18 protein-coding genes are annotated in these 17,481 nt (G+C 63.7%); 4 read left to right on the plus strand and 14 right to left on the minus strand.

Features of this window, described 5'->3' with window-relative positions; genetic code table 11:
• The 10 genes from FLQ03_RS14385 to smc all read right to left on the minus strand — a co-directional run.
• The coding region (locus tag FLQ03_RS14385) for a glycosyltransferase family 2 protein (protein ID WP_144374057.1) at positions 1-655 on the minus strand (655 nt) is incomplete at its 3' end.
• A gap of 105 nt (positions 656-760) precedes the next feature.
• Positions 761-1,492: an S-methyl-5'-thioinosine phosphorylase gene (locus FLQ03_RS14390; RefSeq protein ID WP_144374058.1), complete on the minus strand. Its 732-nt coding sequence runs from the start codon at positions 1,490-1,492 to the stop codon at positions 761-763.
• A gap of 103 nt (positions 1,493-1,595) precedes the next feature.
• Positions 1,596-2,138, minus strand: coding sequence for a hypoxanthine-guanine phosphoribosyltransferase (locus tag FLQ03_RS14395; RefSeq protein WP_144374059.1), 543 nt, complete (start codon positions 2,136-2,138; stop codon positions 1,596-1,598).
• A 67-nt stretch (positions 2,139-2,205) separates the two neighbouring features.
• Positions 2,206-3,081 carry a UTP--glucose-1-phosphate uridylyltransferase GalU gene (gene galU / locus FLQ03_RS14400; protein WP_144374060.1) on the minus strand — a complete coding sequence of 292 codons (876 nt, stop codon included), beginning with the start codon at positions 3,079-3,081 and terminating at the stop codon, positions 2,206-2,208.
• A gap of 53 nt (positions 3,082-3,134) precedes the next feature.
• Positions 3,135-3,812: a hypothetical protein gene (locus tag FLQ03_RS19160; RefSeq protein WP_170252430.1), complete on the minus strand. Its 678-nt coding sequence runs from the start codon at positions 3,810-3,812 to the stop codon at positions 3,135-3,137.
• Positions 3,704-4,552: a tetratricopeptide repeat protein gene (locus tag FLQ03_RS14405; protein WP_144374061.1), complete on the minus strand. Its 849-nt coding sequence runs from the start codon at positions 4,550-4,552 to the stop codon at positions 3,704-3,706. The genes FLQ03_RS19160 and FLQ03_RS14405 overlap by 109 nt, the downstream gene beginning before the upstream one ends.
• Positions 4,549-6,987: an NAD-dependent DNA ligase LigA gene (ligA, locus tag FLQ03_RS14410; RefSeq protein ID WP_144374062.1), complete on the minus strand. Its 2,439-nt coding sequence runs from the start codon at positions 6,985-6,987 to the stop codon at positions 4,549-4,551. Before ligA ends, FLQ03_RS14405 begins: the two co-directional genes overlap by 4 nt.
• Before the next feature lie 83 nt (positions 6,988-7,070).
• A complete protein-coding gene (locus tag FLQ03_RS14415) occupies positions 7,071-8,213 on the minus strand; it encodes a cell division protein ZipA C-terminal FtsZ-binding domain-containing protein (protein WP_144374063.1) in 1,143 nt (380 codons plus the stop codon).
• A gap of 99 nt (positions 8,214-8,312) precedes the next feature.
• The gene (locus FLQ03_RS14420; RefSeq protein WP_144374064.1) at positions 8,313-9,014 is read right to left on the minus strand and encodes an energy transducer TonB; all 702 of its coding nucleotides are present in this window, start codon (positions 9,012-9,014) and stop codon (positions 8,313-8,315) included.
• Positions 9,015-9,018: 4 nt separating this feature from the next.
• Positions 9,019-12,501, minus strand: coding sequence for a chromosome segregation protein SMC (gene smc / locus FLQ03_RS14425; RefSeq protein ID WP_144374065.1), 3,483 nt, complete (start codon positions 12,499-12,501; stop codon positions 9,019-9,021).
• Between the two features lie 126 nt (positions 12,502-12,627).
• Between smc and FLQ03_RS14430 the strand changes: the two genes are divergently transcribed.
• Genes FLQ03_RS14430 through FLQ03_RS14445 form a run of 4 tightly spaced genes read left to right on the plus strand, consistent with a single transcriptional unit; the run spans position 12,628 to position 14,813 of the window.
• Entirely contained in the window at positions 12,628-13,188 is a 561-nt protein-coding gene (locus tag FLQ03_RS14430) for a YqgE/AlgH family protein (protein ID WP_144374066.1), read from the plus strand.
• A complete protein-coding gene (gene ruvX, locus FLQ03_RS14435; protein ID WP_144374067.1) occupies positions 13,181-13,612 on the plus strand; it encodes a Holliday junction resolvase RuvX in 432 nt (143 codons plus the stop codon). The genes FLQ03_RS14430 and ruvX overlap by 8 nt, the downstream gene beginning before the upstream one ends.
• Complete coding sequence (locus tag FLQ03_RS14440) at positions 13,612-14,259, plus strand: HAD family hydrolase (RefSeq protein ID WP_144374068.1); 648 nt, start codon at positions 13,612-13,614, stop codon at positions 14,257-14,259. Before ruvX ends, FLQ03_RS14440 begins: the two co-directional genes overlap by 1 nt.
• Positions 14,238-14,813 carry a nucleotidyltransferase family protein gene (locus FLQ03_RS14445; RefSeq protein ID WP_144374069.1) on the plus strand — a complete coding sequence of 192 codons (576 nt, stop codon included), beginning with the start codon at positions 14,238-14,240 and terminating at the stop codon, positions 14,811-14,813. Before FLQ03_RS14440 ends, FLQ03_RS14445 begins: the two co-directional genes overlap by 22 nt.
• Before the next feature lie 40 nt (positions 14,814-14,853).
• On the opposite strand, the gene ylqF is transcribed toward FLQ03_RS14445, so the two are convergent.
• From ylqF to FLQ03_RS14465, 4 genes are all read right to left on the minus strand, one after another.
• A complete protein-coding gene (gene ylqF / locus FLQ03_RS14450) occupies positions 14,854-15,795 on the minus strand; it encodes a ribosome biogenesis GTPase YlqF (RefSeq protein WP_144374070.1) in 942 nt (313 codons plus the stop codon).
• 3 nt (positions 15,796-15,798) lie between these two features.
• Positions 15,799-16,011: a DUF3820 family protein gene (locus FLQ03_RS14455; protein WP_144374071.1), complete on the minus strand. Its 213-nt coding sequence runs from the start codon at positions 16,009-16,011 to the stop codon at positions 15,799-15,801.
• A 67-nt stretch (positions 16,012-16,078) separates the two neighbouring features.
• The gene (locus FLQ03_RS14460) at positions 16,079-16,432 is read right to left on the minus strand and encodes a DUF4870 family protein (protein ID WP_144374072.1); all 354 of its coding nucleotides are present in this window, start codon (positions 16,430-16,432) and stop codon (positions 16,079-16,081) included.
• 10 nt (positions 16,433-16,442) lie between these two features.
• Positions 16,443-16,979 carry a hypothetical protein gene (locus FLQ03_RS14465; protein ID WP_144374073.1) on the minus strand — a complete coding sequence of 179 codons (537 nt, stop codon included), beginning with the start codon at positions 16,977-16,979 and terminating at the stop codon, positions 16,443-16,445.
• Between the last annotated feature and the right edge of the window lie 502 nt (positions 16,980-17,481).

Genomic DNA, 17,481 nt, shown 5'->3' on the forward strand with positions numbered 1-17,481 from the left:
CAAACGGTCCGCATGGGATAGATCTGCCCGGGGATTGGGGTAGCTCGACCTGCAGCTGATTTGTGCAACAAAGCCAGTCGCCAGCCATCATACCATGGTAGTAAAAGTTACCATCTGGCAAGCGTAGGCTTTCAATGCAAGAGGCCCTAAACATACTGGCCGATGGCGTTATGTAATTATCATAAATTAATAGATCAGCGCATTCTTGCCGTCCACCATAATAGCTACAGCTAAAATGGCCAGGATGTTCCAGCACCTTTATCACATTATCATTTTCATCTACCCAAGTGCACTGTGTATATGCGAGATCACATTCAGGATGGGACTCCATGGCACTAACCAAAGAACTCAAATGCCCTGGCAGCATGAAGTCATCCGAACCAATGACGGTCACATATTTTCCAGATCCAACCGTCAGACAATAACTTCCATTCTTAATAATGCCCAAATTCACAGGATGAACAATCAATGAAAAGCGTGAATCTGTTTTATACTTCTGAAGGATGTCAACAGTATCATCTGAAGAGTGATCATCCACAACAATCAACTCAAGATTGACACCCGTCTGAGCCAAAACTGAAGATACGGTTTGTTCTATATAGCGCTGATTGTTATAAGACATAACAACCACTGAAACCAACGGCAATTTATCCATTGACCACCCGTTTAAATATCAGCAACACAAATCAGGGAGCATATCATTTCAAATCAACTATACAGTGCTTAGTAGATAATAGACATACCTTTCAAGTGCACTTTCCTAGCCTTTAACAGAGGCTAAAAGAATACCGGTCAATTCATCCAAAGCAGATTTCAGGAGAGTCTCCGAAAACTGGACAGTTTTAACCGCGCTATCACACCCCGCGGCCCAGCGGGTGGCGATGCACAACGAAGCATAAGCCAGCCCCATCTCGCGCGCCAGTGCCGCTTCCGGCATGCCGGTCATGCCGACCATGTCGGCACCCAGCCGCGACAGGGCACGCACTTCGGCAGCGGTTTCCAAGCGCGGGCCCTGGGTGCAGGCATAGACACCGCCGTCCGCCACGTCGACCCCAGCCTGCTGCGCGGCGGCCAACAGTTGCAGGCGCAAGGCGCTATCGTACGGCTGGGCAAAATCGACATGCTGCACCGCAACGCCCTGCCCTTCGTGATAGGTATGCTTGCGACCCCAGCTGCTGTCGATCAGGTCGTCCGGCAAGGCCAAGCGCCCTGGCGCCAGATCGGGACGAATGCCCCCGACGCTGGCGATGGCAATGACCTGACGCACGCCCAGGCTGTGCAACGCCCAGATATTGGCGCGGTAATTGATTTCATGCGGTGCGATGGAGTTGCCGTAACCGTGACGGGCCAGGAACACTACCGATTGCGCCCCGATCTGCCCGAACGTCAGCGCGCAGGACGGGTCGCCGTAAGGCGTACGCACGATCTGGCGATGGGTGATCTGCAGGATGGGGAGTTGGGAAAGACGGGAGCCTCCGATAATGGCAAGCATGACATGCTCCTTCTTGTTATGACTGACTTGCATTTTAATCCGCGGGCATGAAAAAAGCCCACAACATTTCCATGTTGCGGGCCTTGCAAGCCAATGCCGGCGCTTATTTCAGCGCGTGGATGGCCGGCAGGTTACGCCAGGCGCCGCGTACGTCCATCCCGTAGCCGAATACGTAGCGGTCCGGTACGTCCAGGCCGACAAAGTCGGACTTGATCGGTTTTTCCTTGCTGATCAGCTTGTTAGCGAACACGCCGCTGTAAAAAGCCTTGGCGCCCATACCCAGCACCTTGTCGCGGATGGCGGCCATGGTATGGCCTTCGTCCAGGATGTCGTCCAGCACCAGTACCACGCGGTCGCGCACGTCTTCCTTCGGTGCGGTTTTCCACACCAGCTCGCCGCCCTGGGTCTTGTCGCCGTAGCGCGATACGTGCACGTAGTCGAAATCGAGCGGGAACAGCAGGCGCGGCAGCAACTGGCCGGTAAAGACCACGGCACCGCCCATCACGGACAGCACCAGCGGGTAGGTTTCGCCCAGCTCGGCAGTGATTTCGGCCGCCATGCGGTCGACGGCAGCGCTGACTTCTTCTGCGCTAAACAGGATGTCGGAGCTGTTCAGGATGCCACGGGCTTCTGCAACGTTAGGCATGGTTTTTCCTTTCAAAAAAGCAAACGCCGCCTTTATGGACAAGGCGGCGCCGGATGTCAATGCGGGGTTAACCGCGTGGCAGCGAACTCAGGTAGGCGGCGAACTCGCCACCCACTTCATGATGCCTCAGGCCGTATTCTACCGTAGCTTTGAGGTAACCGAGCTTGGAACCGCAATCGTAACGCTTGCCTTCGAACGGCAGCGCCAGTACCGGCTCTTCTTTCAGCAGCGCGGCAATGCCGTCGGTCAGCTGGATCTCGCCACCGGCACCGGGAACGGTATTCAGCAGTTTGTCGAAAATGCGCGGGGTGAGGATGTAGCGGCCCACCACTGCAAGGGTGGACGGCGCCACGTCCGGGTGCGGTTTTTCCACAATGCTGGAAACTTTGGCATGACCGCGCTCGTCGCTGGCTACCTCGACGATGCCATAAGATCCGGTCTCTTCGCGCGCCACGGTTTCCACGCCCAACACCGAGCTGTGGGTTTCGTTAAACAGGCGCACCATCTGCTCCATCGCACCGTGCTGGCCGCCGTCGATCAGGTCGTCTGCCAGAATCACCGCAAACGGCTCGTCGCCCACCACCGGCTTGGCGCACAGCACGGCGTGGCCCAGGCCCAAGGCCTCGGCCTGGCGGATGTAGATGCAGCTGACGTTGGCCGGCAGGATATCTTGCACCAGCTCCAGCAGCTTTTTCTTGTTGCGGTTTTCCAGCTCGGTTTCCAGCTCGTACGCCTTATCGAAGTGGTCTTCGATGCTGCGCTTGTTACGGCCAGTGATGAAAATCAGTTCGGTAATGCCGGCCGCCACGGCTTCTTCTACTGCGTACTGGATCAGCGGCTTGTCCACCACCGGCAGCATTTCCTTGGGGCTGGCCTTGGTGGCGGGCAGGAAACGGGTACCCATGCCGGCTACCGGGAAAACAGCTTTGGTGATTTTCTGCATGTTATCGCCTTCGATAGAAAAGATCAGTGGTTAGTTATGACATTGACGCGATTCTAGCACTGTTGCCCTTGCGCCAGCAGCTGTAATGCCGCCGCCACCTGCCGCCCTACCACCGCCCAATCGCCGGCCTGCGGCTGACACCATAAGCGCACGCTGTCGTACCACGGCGAGCCCTCGCCTTGGTACAGAAAGAATGGGGCCCTTTCCGCCCGCATCATCACCCATACCGGTATGCCCAGTGCCGCTGCCAGATGCAAGGCCGCGGTATCGGCCGTGATCAGTAGATCCAGCTGGGTAGCCATTGCCGCCGTGTCGGCAAAATCCTGCAACGGCAACGCGTGTACCCAGTCAGCCAGTAGCGGGTCCACCGCACCCGGCTGCAGGTCGTAGAAGTCCACACCCGCCACTTCGCGCAACGGCAACAGCGCCGCCGGCGGCACCGAGCGCCCCTGCCGCGCCAGCTCGGCAATGCCGCCCCCTTGCGGTACCGCCTGCCATACCAGCCCCACCTTCAGGCGGCCGGTGTGCGGCAACACTTGTGGGGGTGTCGCCAGCACGCTGCGCAGGTAAGGCTGCCGAGGCAGCTTGGCCAGGTCGATGCCAAGCAAGCCGGGTAGCGACATCAACGGCAGTTGCCAGTCAAACGCCGGCAGCGTGCCATACAAGGGCAGTACGGTGACGCCCTCCAGCTGCGCCAGCAAGCGCAGCAGGCTGTCCTGCACCGCCAGCACGATGTGCGCACCCGGGTTGGCCGCACGCACCAGCGGGACAAAACGCACCATCTGCAAGGTATCGCCCAGCCCCTGCTCCGCCCACAGCAGCAAGGTTTTGTCTGCCAGCGCTGCGCCGGCCAGCGTGGTTGCAGCAGCCCTTCCCAGCGCGCCTCGTAGTACGGCCAGGCCTCGGCGTAACGCCCCTGCATCAGCAACGCCACCGCCAGGTTAAAGCGGGACACGGTCGGGGCGGCCGGCAACGCCAGCACCCGGCGCAGCGCGTGCTCGGCCTGCTGTGGCTGCAGCGCGGCAATACAGGCCATGGCCAGATTGTTGAGCCGCGCCGGGCTATCGCCGGCTACGGCCAGCGCCTGTTGCTGGCAGTGCATGGCCTGCGCGTAGTCGGCCTGGTAGTAACAGATGGTACCCAGATTGCTCCAGGCGTCGGCGTGGCCGGGCTCTTGCGCCAGCACCTCGCGCAGCAGCGCCTCAGCCAGCGCCAGCTCGCCCAGCTCTTTCAGCAACACGGCCAGGTTCACCTTCACGCTGCTGGCCTGCGGCTGCAGCGCCGACGCTTGCAGGTAGTCTTCCAGCGCCAGATCCAGCTGCCGCAGCGCCATGCGGGCGTTACCTCGATTTAGCCAAGCCTGCCAATCTTGCGGGTTGGCCTGCAGGCAGGCATCGAAACAGGCAATCGCCTGCTGCAGCTGCCCGGCCGCCATCAGCCGGTTGCCCTGCGCGAAGGCTGCCTCGCTCATGCGGGTGCCTGCCCCAGCAGCGCCAGCATGCCGGCCTCGTCCAGCACGGTGATGCCCAGTTCCAGCGCCTTGTCGAGCTTGCTGCCAGCTTCGGCACCGGCCACCACGTAGTGGGTTTTCTTCGACACGCTGCCGCTCACCTTGCCACCCGCCGCCTCCAGCAGCGCTTTGGCCTGATCGCGGCCCAGTGTGGGCAAGGTGCCGGTCAGCACGAAGGTCTTGCCAGCGACCGCCTCGTTCAGGCTGGCCGCCGCCTCGGCCGGTGTAGCCGCCAGCAGCGCATCGCGGTAGGCGGCCAGCTGTTGCAGCGCCGCACGGTTGGCTGCCACGTCCAGCCAGTCGGCCAACGCATTCACCACTTCTGCCGGCAACGCCAATTCGATGACAGCCACGCGCGGCGTCCCCGCCAGCGCGGCAATATCGGGCTGCAAGGCAGCCAGCTGCTGGGCACGCACCTCGGTCAGCCGCGGCACGCCCAGGCGGGCATACAGGTTGGCCGCAGTCAGTTTGTCGTGCAGCTGGGCGCGCGGCGCGTGTTCGTCAGCGGGCACCACGCCGGCGGCCAGCAGCGCGTCGATAACGGCTTCGTTCTGCGCCTCGGCAAAGAACTCGGCAATGGCGTCCGCCACCACGCCGCCGATGTCAGGCAGCGCCGCCAGCACCGCACGCGGGGCCTGACGGATGTGGGCCAGCGAACCCAGCCAGTCGGCCAGCGTCTTGGCGGTGGACTCGCCCACGTGGCGGATGCCCAGCGCAAACAGGAAGCGCGCCAGCGGCGGCGTCTTGCTGGCAGCGATGGCGTCGATCAGGTTTTCGGCCCACTTGGTGGCTACCTTACCGGCCTTTACCGTTTCCGGTGTGATGCCTTCCTGCTCGTCGGCGCGGCGCTTCATCTCCAGCAAATCGGCCAGCGTCAGCCGGTACAGGTCGGCCACGCTGCGCACGTAATCGAACTCCACCAGCTTGTCGATATAGCGCTCGCCCAGGCCGTCGATATCCATCATGCGGCGGCCGGCAAAATGCTGGATCGCCTGCGTACGCTGCGCCTTGCACACCAGCCCACCGCTGCAGCGGGCGATGGCTTCGCCCTCCTCGCGCACCACGTGGCTGCCGCACACCGGGCACTGGCTGGGCAGGCGGTACGCGTCGTACATCGGTTCTTCACTGCTGCTAAACAGGTCGCCACCCAAGGTTGGCCGCATCGGGCGCTTGTCCGGCACCACGGCCACCACTTCGGGGATCACGTCGCCGGCACGGCGCACGATGACGGTATCGCCGACGCGCACGTCCTTGCGGCGCACTTCGTCCTCGTTGTGCAGCGTGGCGTTGGTGACGGTGACGCCGCCGACAAACACCGGCTGCAAGCGCGCTACCGGGGTGATGGCGCCGGTGCGGCCAACCTGCTCCTCGATGGCTTCCACCACGGTCAGCGCCTCTTCGGCGGGGAATTTATGCGCAATGGCCCAGCGCGGCGCGCGCGACACGAAGCCCAGCCGGTCCTGCTGCGCACGGCTGTTCAGCTTGTACACCACGCCGTCGATCTCGAACGGCAGGCCGGCGCGGCGTGCCAGCACGCTTTCGTAGTAGGCGGCCAAACCGGCGGCGCCGTGCACCACCGGCCGCAGGTCGGCTTGCACCACCGGAAAGCCCAGCGCGGCCAGCCAGTCCATCTCGGCGTCGTGCGTGGCCGGCCAGTCGGCACCGTCTACCTGCGCGATGGCGTAAGCAAAGAACGACAGCCGGCGCTGCGCGGTAATGCGCGAATCCAGCTGCCGCAGGCTGCCGGCGGCGGCGTTGCGCGGGTTGGCAAACGGCTTGTCGCCGCGTTCGCGCTGCGTCTCGTTCAGGCGCTCGAAATCGCGCTTCAGCATCAGCACCTCGCCACGCACCTCCAGCAGCGACGGGACATGCTCGCCGTGCAGGCGCAGCGGAATGGCACGCACGGTGCGGATATTGGCGGTGACGTTTTCGCCGCTGCTGCCGTCGCCACGGGTCGCGGCTTGCACCAGCTCGCCGTCGCGGTACAGCAGGCTGATGGCCAGGCCGTCGAACTTGGGCTCGGTGGCGTAGGCCAGCTTGGCCGCCGCCAGATCGCGCCCTACCCGCTCATCAAACGCGATCAGCTCGGCGTGACGCACGGCAAAGTCGTCAGCCTGCATGTCGGAAAACGCATTGGACAGCGACAGCATCGGCACTGCGTGCACCACGCTATCGAAAGCCGGCAGCACCTCGCCGCCCACGCGCTGCGTGGGCGAAGCTGGCGTTTTCAATGCCGGATAGTCGGCCTCCAGCTGCTGCAGTTCGCGGAACAGGCGGTCGTACTCGGCGTCCGGCACCGTGGGCGCGTCCAGTACGTAATATTCGTGGTTGTAACGTTCCAGCAGTCGCACCAGCTCGGTGGCACGGGACGTAATGGCGGCGGGAATGGCAGTCATGGCTCACCCGGAAAAGCAGCGCGCCGGCTAGGCCGGCGCGGGATTGAACGAAGCACTACCACGGTGGGCAGTGGTAAACCGCATCAGGCAAACAGACGCAGGGCCGCCACGCTACCCGGGGCGATGCCACGATCGTCCATATTGCCGTAGATGCGCGTCAGCTGGTCGCGAATCTGCGCCAGGCCCTGGTCGCTGAGGGCGCGGCGGTTGTCGTCCACCAGTTGGCCGCCAAACTCCTGCGCCAGTTGCTTGGCAAACTGCACGGCACGGTCGAACACCGCCACACCGCCGGCCACACGTGGCACGTCGAACATCAGCGTCAGCGCCGGGAACTGCTTGTCCAGCAAGGTGTGCAGGGTAAACGGGGTCTGGTCGGCCGAAGCCAGCGAGAACAGCGTGTTGCCGGAATCGGCCAGATAGTGGAACTGGCCATCCGGCTCCAGTTGCAGGCCGGCGGCTTCCACCACGCTGCGCAGGCGGGCGCCGGAAATCGGCTTGCCCGGCACGATATTGATGCCGATCAGCACGTCCACGTCGACGCAGAAGCGGTCCAGCTCGCGCGCCGACACCAGCTTCTGCTGGCGCTGCGGGAAGCTGACCTGGGCACCGAGTTTCTCGGCGTAGTGGCTGACTTGCTGGCAGAAGCTGGCCAGTTCCTGCTCGGTCACCGCGCCACCGCGATCCACCAGCTGCAGGCCGAAGTTCACTTGCTTGTAACGGGTGCCGGGCACGATTTCGGCCGGCTTCCACAGCCCGCGCTCGGTACGCAAAATGGCCTGCACGCGTTTGGCCACATTGAAGCGCGGCAGCTGCGTCAGCGGCTGCGGCTGGGCAAACGCCACTTCGGCGATGAAATCCAGCGACGGGTCCAGCAGCGATACCACCAGCGCCTGGTGATCGGCGGCGTCCAGCTCCGGCATCTCCTCTACCGGGGCCTCTGCCACCGGCTGCGGCTCGGGCTGGCGCACCAGCGGCGGCGGCGGCACGTCGTTCAGGTAGGCAGGGGTGCTGTCTTCCTCGTCGTCCAGCAGCACCGGTTCCAGCCGCTCCTGCTTGCCGTCACGGACATTGTTCTTGGGTACGTCCAGCAGCACGTCGGCATGATGGCGCGCAAAGGCCTGGCGGGTCTTCTTGCGGAAGCGCCATTCCTGGTAAAAATTGAAGCCGAATACCAGGGCGATGACCAGGGCACTCAACAACAAGATTCCGATTTTCATTTCGCTCATCGAGCTTTTTCCACTGCTGCAGCCATTATCTGAACCGGTATTATAACAAAGCCCTGCCGGGCAACGGCGCGGGAATCAGTACGTCATGTAGCCTTTTGTTCAATTTTCGTCAAGCGCAAAGCGTACCGGCAGCGTTAATTGTGCTGCCACCGGCTGGCCGTTTTCGATAGCAGGCTGGAAACGCCAGCGCTGCACCGCGGCCCTGGCTGCCTTGTCCAGCCGCGCAAAACCGCTGCTGCGCAGCACGTTCACTTCCCCCAGCCGCCCGCTGGCGTCTACCGCCAGTTGCAGCATCACCACCCCCTGCTCGCCACGCTCGCGCGATAACGGCGGGTAGTCCGGGTCCGGCATCTGCAGCACGCGGACGGCACGATCTGCCTGCTGCGACGATGCCGCACTGCGTTCGCTCCCTTCCCGCGCGCTGGTCGCACTACCCCCAGCAGCCGTCGCTGTCGCGGCTGCCGCCGGTGCCGGCATGACGCTGGCGTGCCCAGGCAGCGGGTTGGCCGCAGGGCTAGCTACGGCTTGCGGTACGTTAGCGGCCGCAACGGGCGTCTGTGCTTGCGCAGGGGCCGCCACAGTCTTACCCGGTAGCGCAGCAGGCGCCGGTGCACGTGGCGGCGCTTTGCTCGCCCGGTGGGCCGGCGCGACAGCAGGTGCGCTACGTGCAAGCGCATCCGCCGGTGCCAGCAACAGCACGGTCAACGCGGTCGGCTGCGGCGCCACGCTGCCCTGCTGCATCAGCAGTAGCACCAGCAAGGCGCAGTGCAGGGTCAGCGAAGCCAGCAGCGCCCGGCGCATGCAACTACGCCGTTTCGCGCATTTTCAGCGCTTCCACGATGTCCACCGCCACGATACGGCTGCAACCTTGCTCCTGCATGGTCACCCCCACCAGCTGTTCGGCCATTTCCATGGTCAGCCGGTTGTGGCTGATGTACAGGAACTGCGTATGCGCCGCCATCTGCTTCACCAGGTCGCAGAAGCGGCTGGTATTGGCGTCGTCCAGCGGCGCGTCCACTTCGTCCAGCAGGCAGAACGGCGCCGGGTTCAGGCTGAACAGCGAGAATACCAGGCTCATTGCAGTCAGCGCTTTTTCGCCACCGGACAGCAAGTGGATGGTGCTGTTCTTCTTGCCCGGCGGTTGCGCAATGATCTGGATGCCGGCCGACAGCAAATCTTCGCCGGTCAGCACCAGTTCGGCGCGCCCCCCGCCAAACAGCGTGGGGAAAAACTCGCTCATCTTGGCGTTTACCGCGTCGTAGGTGGTTTGCAGCATGTCGCGGGTTTCGCCGTCGATGCGGGCGATGGCTTCCTCCAGCGTGGCCATCGCCTGCATCAGGTCGTCGGTCTGGCTGGCCAGGTAGTCGCCACGCTTGCGTGCCTCTTCCAGCTCTTGCAGCGCCGCCAGGTTGACCGCGCCAAGGCCATCGATGGCACGCGCCAGACGGGCGATTTCGGCGGCCAGCGCGTTCGGTTTCACCGCATCGGTCAGGTGCGGCAACAGCTCGGCTTCGTCCGCGCCGGCGGTCTTGAGTTCCTCGTCGAAGCGCTCCAGGTTGAGGCGCGCTTCCTGGTGCTTCAGCAGCCAGTCGGAGCGTGCTTCGCGCAGCGCCGGCAGCGCGGCGCTGATTTCCTGCTGCTTTTGCGTGTACTGGCGCAGCGTTTCGGTGAGCGCATTCAGCTGGTCGCGGCTGGCCGACAGTTGCTGCTCGCGCTGTTCGCGCAGCGCCAATGCTTCTTGCAGCACGTCGTCCGGCGCCGCCTCTTCGACGGTTTCGGCTTCCATCGCCAGCGTTTCTTGCCGCTCTTGCAGCTGCAGCTCGCGCTCGGCCAACTCGCGGGCGCGGCGGGCCAGCTCGGCCACTTTTTGCTCGGCGGTATGTTGCGCCAGCTTGATTTCGTGCAGTTGGCGCTCGGCGTCGCGGGTCTTGTTGCGCGCCAGTTCGAGGCCGGTTTCGGCGTTAAGGCGCGCCAGGCGCGCGTCTTCCAGCTGCTCGCCCAGCTCTTCCAGCTGCATGGCGCTTTCTTCGGCCAGCAGTTCGCTATCGGCGATGGTGTCCTGCGCGGTGTTGCGCTCGTCTTGCAGGCGCTGCTGTTCGGCGTGGATGGCAGACAAACGCGCCGCGCCCTGGCGCGCGGCCTGGTCCAGCTTGACGTGTTCCAGCGTGGCAGCGTTCAGCTCGGCCTCCAATCGCGAGACGGCGCCCTTCTGGGCGCGGATAGCCTCGGCCAGCATGCCCAGCAGCGACACCACGCTGTCGCGGCGGCGTTGGGTGTCGTGCTGCTGCGGTTGCAATGCGGCCAACCTGTCGGCGGCGGCATCGCGGGCAGCCTTGCGTGCCATCATGCCGTCGCCGCCTTGCGCGGCGTGGAAGTGCACGGCGTGGCGGCTGACACGATGGCCGTGCGGCGTGACCCAACACTCGCCGGCAGCCAGCTCGCCACGGCGGGCGATGGCGTCGTCGAGGTTGGCTGCGCAGTAGACACCAGCCAGCCAGTCGGCCAGCGCGCCGGCAAAGGCGGCATCGACGGTCAGCTGCTGCAGCAAGGCCGGGCGCGGGCCAGCGGCAGGGGCCGCGACACCGGCAGCGTCCACCAGCGCCAGCGGTGCCGGCGGCTCGGCGCCACGCAGGCTGCCGGCGCGGGCGGCCAGACGTTCGCCCAGCACCACTTCCACTGCCTGTCGCCATTGTTCGTCTACTTGCAGGCTTTGCCACAGCGCCGGCGCGTCGGCCAGTTGCTGGCTGGCCAGCCAACCGGCCAGTTGTTCGCCGGCCGCTTCGCGCGCCAGTACCGCGTCCAGCGCGGCCATCTCGGCCTCGGCGCGGGCGGCGTCGGCGTGCAGCGCGTTGAGGGTTTTATCCAGCTGCTCGCGCTCGGCCGACAAATCGGCCTGTTTGGCTTCGTCGGCGGCCAACCTGGCGCGTACCGCGTCCAGCGCGCTACGCGCCTTGTCGACGTCGGCGCGGGCGGCGTCCAGCGTGGCCTGGTCCGGCAGGTTGAGGTCGTGCAGTTCGCGTTGCAGCGCGCCTTCGCGCACCGCCAGTTGTTCGAGGCTGCGGCGCAGGTGCTCGCCTTGCTGGCGGGCAAGGTCGCGTTCGCGGGTGAGGTTGGCCAGCTGGGCGGTAATTTGCGCCAGGTGCTGGTCGGCCACGCGGAAGGCGGCTTCGGCTGATGGCAGGCTGTCGGCGCCGTCTTCCAGCCCCATCTGGGCTTCTTCCAGCCGCATCTGCGCCTCTTCACGGCGCGGCAGCCAGTCGTCCAGCTCGTATTCGACCTGGGCCTTGTTCTCGGCCAGCTGCTGCCGCTCCTGGCTGGCGGCGGCCAACTCGCGCTCCAGCCGCTCGCGGCTTTGCAGGCGGTGGCGTTGCTGCTCTTCCAGCCGCGCCAGTGTGGCGTTGGCGTCGAACAGTGCCTGCTGCGCCTCGTGCACGGCGTCGCTGGCGGCGTAGTGCGCCTCGCGCACGGTTTCCAGCTCGGTATCGAGGTGGGTGTGCGCGGCTTCCAGCGCGGTTTCTTCGGTTTCGATGCGCGCCAGCTCACTGCGGGCGGTGGCTTCCTGCCGGGCGGCCTCTTCGCGTCGCGCCAGCGCCAGCAGGTTCTGCTTGAAGGTCAGCGCGCCGCGCATGTCCTGGTAGTTGGCCGCCACCTCGGCTTGCTCGGTCAGGCGTTCTACCTGGCGGCCCAGCTCCAGCTTCAGGTCTTCGATACGGGTGAGGTTGTCGCGGGTGTCGGCCAGGCGGTTTTCGGTTTCGCGGCGGCGTTCCTTGTACTTGGACACGCCGGCGGCTTCTTCCAGATAGGCACGCAGTTCTTCCGGGCGCGCTTCGATGATGCGCGAGATCATGCCCTGCTCGATCACCGCATAGCCGCGGGCACCGACACCGGTGCCGAGGAACAGATCGGTAATGTCGCGGCGGCGCACCTGCTGGTTGTTGATGTAGTAGCTGGATTCGCCCTGCCGCGTCAGTACGCGCTTGATGGCCACCTCGCTGTACTGGCCCCAGGGGCCGGTGAGCTGCGCGTCGGCATTATCGAAAACCAGCTCGACCGAGGCGCGCGACACCGGCTTGCGGGTGCTGGAGCCGTTGAAGATGACGTCCTGCATCGACTCGCCGCGCAGCTGCTTGGCGCTGGACTCGCCCAGCACCCAGCGCACGGCGTCGATCACGTTGGATTTGCCGCAGCCATTGGGGCCGATCACGGCCACCAGCTGGCCGGGCACGGCAATGCTGGTGGGGTCGACAAAGGATTTGAAGCCGGCAAGCTTGATATGGGTAAGGCGCAAGGACGTATCCGCAAACGATGGAATCAACCGCACATTTTACCCGCCGCCGGCAACACTGCGCCAAGGCATTCGTACAAACTGCGGCCAACCTTTGCCGGGCATGACATTGGTTGCCATAATGCCGCTATGGAAACGCTCTCTCTTGCCCATCACTTCCTGATTGCCATGCCCGACATGGCCGACCCGCTGTTTGCCAAAAGCATCGTCTACATCTGCGAGCACGGCGAACACGGCGCCATGGGGGTGATCATCAACAAGCCTTCCGGCATCCTGCTGGCGCAGCTGCTGGAGCAGATCGACCTGCCGCTGGCCGACGACAACGCCAACACCACGCCGGTATTTTTTGGCGGGCCGGTACAGCCAGACCGCGGCTTCGTGCTGCACAAGCCGATCGGCAACTGGCAGTCCACACTCACCGTTACCGACGACCTGGCGCTGAGTACCTCCAAGGACATCCTGGCCGCCGTGGCCGATGGCCGTGGCCCGGACAAGCTGCAGATCTGCCTCGGTTACGCCGGCTGGGAAAAAGGCCAGCTGGAAGAGGAAATCGCCGCCAACAGCTGGCTGACCGTCGCCGCCGAAGACTGGATCATCTTCGACACCCCGGTGGAAGACCGCTACCACTGTGCCATCAAGCTGCTGGGCTTCGACCCCACGCTGCTGTCCAGCGTATCCGGCCATGCATAAGGGCACGGTGCTGGGCTTCGATTTCGGCGAGAAGCGCATCGGCGTGGCACTGGGCGAACCGGCGCTGGGTATTGCCACCCCGCTGCAAACCATCCACAGCGAAGTCAACGACGTACGCTTTGCCGCCATCGCCAAACTGATCGACGAATGGCAGGTCAGCGGCTTCGTGGTGGGCCTGCCCATGCACATGGACGGCCAGGAACACGCCGTCAGCGCGCTGTGCCGCAAGTTTGCGCAGCGCCTGAAAGGCCGCTACGGCCTGCCGGTGTGGCTGGTAGACGAGCGGCTGACCTCGGTGATCGCCGAAGGCCTGCTGGAAGACGCCGGCGTGTACGGCCGCCGCCAGAAAGAGATGCTGGACCAAGTAGCAGCGCAAGCCATCCTGATGGGCTGGTTCGAGCAACCCGGTGAGCCGATTGCCTGATGCCCATCGCCGCCCTGCTGATCGACATCGACGACACCCTGCTCGACGACGTCCACGCCACCCGTCACGGCGTGGCCGCCCTGCTGGCCGCGCATGCGCTACCCTACACGCTGGACGAGGCCTGCCAGCGCTGGCACAGCCTTACCCAGCAACACTGGGCCCGCTTCGAACGCGGCGAATGCAGCATCATCGAGCAACGCCACGCCCGTCTGCGCGGCCTGTTCCAGCGCGAGCTGAGCGACGACGAAGCTAACCGCGCCTTCGAGCCCTACATTGCCGGCTATCGCGGCAACTGGAAGGCCTTTGACGACGTGGCGCCCTTCTTGGCCGCCACCGCCCACCTGCCACGCGTGCTGGTCAGCAACGGGCATCTGGACATCCAGCAACGCAAGCTAGCCGTTACCGGGCTGGACGCGCACTTCCCGCACCTGCTGACACCGCAAAACTGCGGCCACGCTAAACCCGACGCCGCCATCTTCGACGCTGCCGCCCGCCTGGCCGGCGTACCGCTGCAGCAGTGCCTGGTGATCGGCGACGACCCGGTACGCGATATCGGCGCCGCCCAGGCCCTGGGCATGCCGTTTTTTCACGTAGATCGCCGCCGCGCCGATGGTGGTTTGCTGGCGTGCCTGCCACTGCTGGCATGAACGACGCCGAGGCGACGGCGCAACTGGCCATCTGGCTGCGTGCAGACGCCTTCCGCTGGCAATGCCTGCAAACCGTACGCGATGCGTTACCCGTGCAGGCCTGGCTGGCTGCCGGCTTCATCCGCAACCTGGTCTGGGACCAACAACACGGCTATCTGCGGCCAACCCCGTTGCCGGACATCGATGTGATCTATCAGGACGCGGAGCAGCAAGCGCCGGCACACGATCACCATTACGAAGCCCTGCTCAGCGCGCAGCTAGCCGCAGGCTGGCAGGTACGCAACCAGGCCCGCATGGCGGCGCGTCAACAGCATGCCCCCTACCCCGATTGTGCCAGTGCCATTCGTCACTGGCCGGAAACCGCCACCTGCTATGCGGTACGGCTGGATGCCGACAACCAGCTGCAGTGGCTGGCACCGCTAGGTTGGGCACCGCTGTTTGCCGGTGAAGTCGTGCGCAACCCACTGTTTGCTGGCGGCGATACCGTGTGGCAACAGCGATTGCAGCAAAAGCAGTGGCGGCAACGTTGGCCGCAGCTGCGCTTGGTTACATGAAAAAAGGCAGCCAGGGCTGCCTTTTTCGTGATCACCGCGCTCAATCGCGGCGAATGCCTTTTTTCTTTTCTTCCCGCTCCAGGCGGGCATTTTCCTTCTGCGCCGCACGCAGTACTTCGTTTTCCTTGGCGGCCTTTTCCCAGGCCTGCCACTCTTCCGGGCGCTCCAGCGAGATACGGCCGGTAGTGCCGGCACGGAAGTCGGTGAGTACGATCTCGGCGGCCTTCTGGATATTGATACGGCCACCCGGCAACACAGCACCACGCTTCTTGCCGATCAGTTCCAGTACCTGCCAGTCTTGCAGACCGTCGATATCGCCGATCTTGTAGCGTTCGTCCAGCTGGGCGGCGTAGTGCTTCATCAGGATCAGCAGCAGCTCCAGCGAGACTTCTTCTTCGTCCAGCGCATTGCGGCCAACGGCGCCACTGGCCGCCAGGTTGTAACCGCCTTGCGGCACAATGATCTTGGGCCACAGCATGCCGGGGGTATCGAACAGCTCGATATCGTCGGCCAGCATGATGCGCTGCTGGCCCTTGGTAATGCCTGGCTCGTTACCGGTTTTGGCGATGCGACGACCGGTAATGCTGTTGATCAGCGTGGATTTGCCCACGTTGGGAATGCCGCAAATCACCACGCGCAGCGGCTTGTCCACGCTGTTACGGCCCGGCGCCAGCTCGCGGCAAGCCGCAACCAGTTTTTGCGCCGGTGCGCTGTCGGAGGCGTCCAGCCCGATGGCACGGGTGCCAGGCTGGCCACGGTACCAGTTCAGCCATTGCTCGGTTACCCGCGGATCGGCCAGATCCTGCTTGTTCAGCACCTTCAGCGCCGGCTTGCCACGCGCCAGGCGGGCAATCATCGGGTTGGCGCTGGAGCCAGGCAGGCGCGCGTCCAGCATTTCGATCACCACGTCGATACTGCCAAGGCGCTCTTCCAGCTCCTTCTTGGCTTTGTTCATGTGACCGGGGAACCATTGAATAGCCATGGATTATCGCTTTCGTAGGGGGTCTAGCAAAGAAGACAGACCGTTGTGGTCCAGCTCGTGCATCAGCGCCAACAGGCGGCCGATTTCACCGGGCGGAAAGCCTTCGCGGGCAAACCAGTTCAGGTAATGGCCCGGCAGGTCGGCGATCAGGCGCCCTTTATACTTGCCAAAGGGCATGGCGCGCGTCACCAGCAGCTGAAGGGATTGGGCATCCATCTTCTTTTAAATCAAAGGGAAGGCGCGCATTGTGCCAAATTTTGCCCCGCCACGCACGGGATTCGCGCTACTGCGGCAACGGGCGGCCATCATTAAAGGCCAGGAAACCGCGCACAATGCGGTACACGTACCAGCACCACACCAGGGCACCAGTTAACAAGCCCAGGCCGAACAACAAAACCAGTGGGTAAGAGACAGCAGCACCCAGCAAGGCCCACCAGAACGTACAAATCTGCCAGCTGAAGTGGCTTTCCCACAGCGTGCCACGCGCTTCGTCACGCTTCACGTAATTGATGATGACGCCGACAATAGCGCCGGGAATACCGAACAGGTTGACGATCTGCAGGATATACACCGCCATCGTCAGGTTGCGGATAGCGTCATCACGCCGCGGCAAACGCTCGATCGAACCGTCTTGCATAAGCTCTCCTTCATTGATTGCGGCGCAACGCCTGCTGCCAGGCCTGCGCCAGTTCCTGTAACCACGGCTGCAGCGCACCACGCAAAGCCAGCGAACATGCCACCGGCTCGCTCAGCGGGAGCACGCGCGCCTCGCCAGCGCCATGGCACAGGCTACCAGCACAGCGGCCACGCAGGGCAAAAGAACGCAGCTGCGATAGCTCCAGGCCAAGAAAAACGGACAACCAAGCCAGCTTCTGGTTGATCTGGTCCATCAGTTCCAGTTCGGACAAACTCAACGCCAGATGATTCAAGCGGAACACTACCACGCGTGCGGTCAGCCAGTCCGCACGACACGGGCTAGCCCCTGCCGCCAACAAGTAGGCCAGGGTACGGACTTCGGGAAACAAAGACTCAAGCACCAGTGGCTGCTGGCCACCGGCGGGAATCAGCGCCATGAGCTCGGCAACCGGGCGATGCGAACCAAACTCGACATCAGCCACGATCTGCAAGGCATGACCAGGGAAACCGCAGGGCAAGTGTTCGATCCAGGGCAGGGTGTTTTCCATTATATGGCTCCTTGGGGTGCCGTAACCGAAAACCATGCCCTATAAAAGCAATGCCGCCAGTTACGGCGGCATTGGTAGAATTCGTGTTGGGCAGATTTTAGTCTGCAAGTTTCCCTGGTGCCGCCAGATGAGTGCGGTAACCATAATAATAAGCGCGGGAAGCTTGCAGGAATGTCTGTGCCATAGTGCTATCGATAATGCACTGCCCCACCAGCCACGTCAAGCAGTAATCAGCGTTAGCGCCGCGTCGATGCGGCCAAGGTTGGCCTCCAGTCTGCGATACCACCCAAGGTAGCCCGGCATAAGCCGCAGGCGCATCCGGGGGCCGGCATGGGGTAGGTTGCGAGGTGGCCAACGTTGGCCGCAAGGGGGATATCAGGAGAACATCGCACGCGTCGGTGGGTACGACATCGCGGCTTTCGCCGCTCCAATGCACAAAGCCCAGCTCGTTTGAGCTGGGCTTTGTCTTAAGGGAGTCTGGCGGTGTCCTACTTTCACACGG

The organism is Vogesella urethralis (assembly GCF_007644045.2).
Lineage (GTDB): Bacteria > Pseudomonadota > Gammaproteobacteria > Burkholderiales > Chromobacteriaceae > Vogesella > Vogesella urethralis.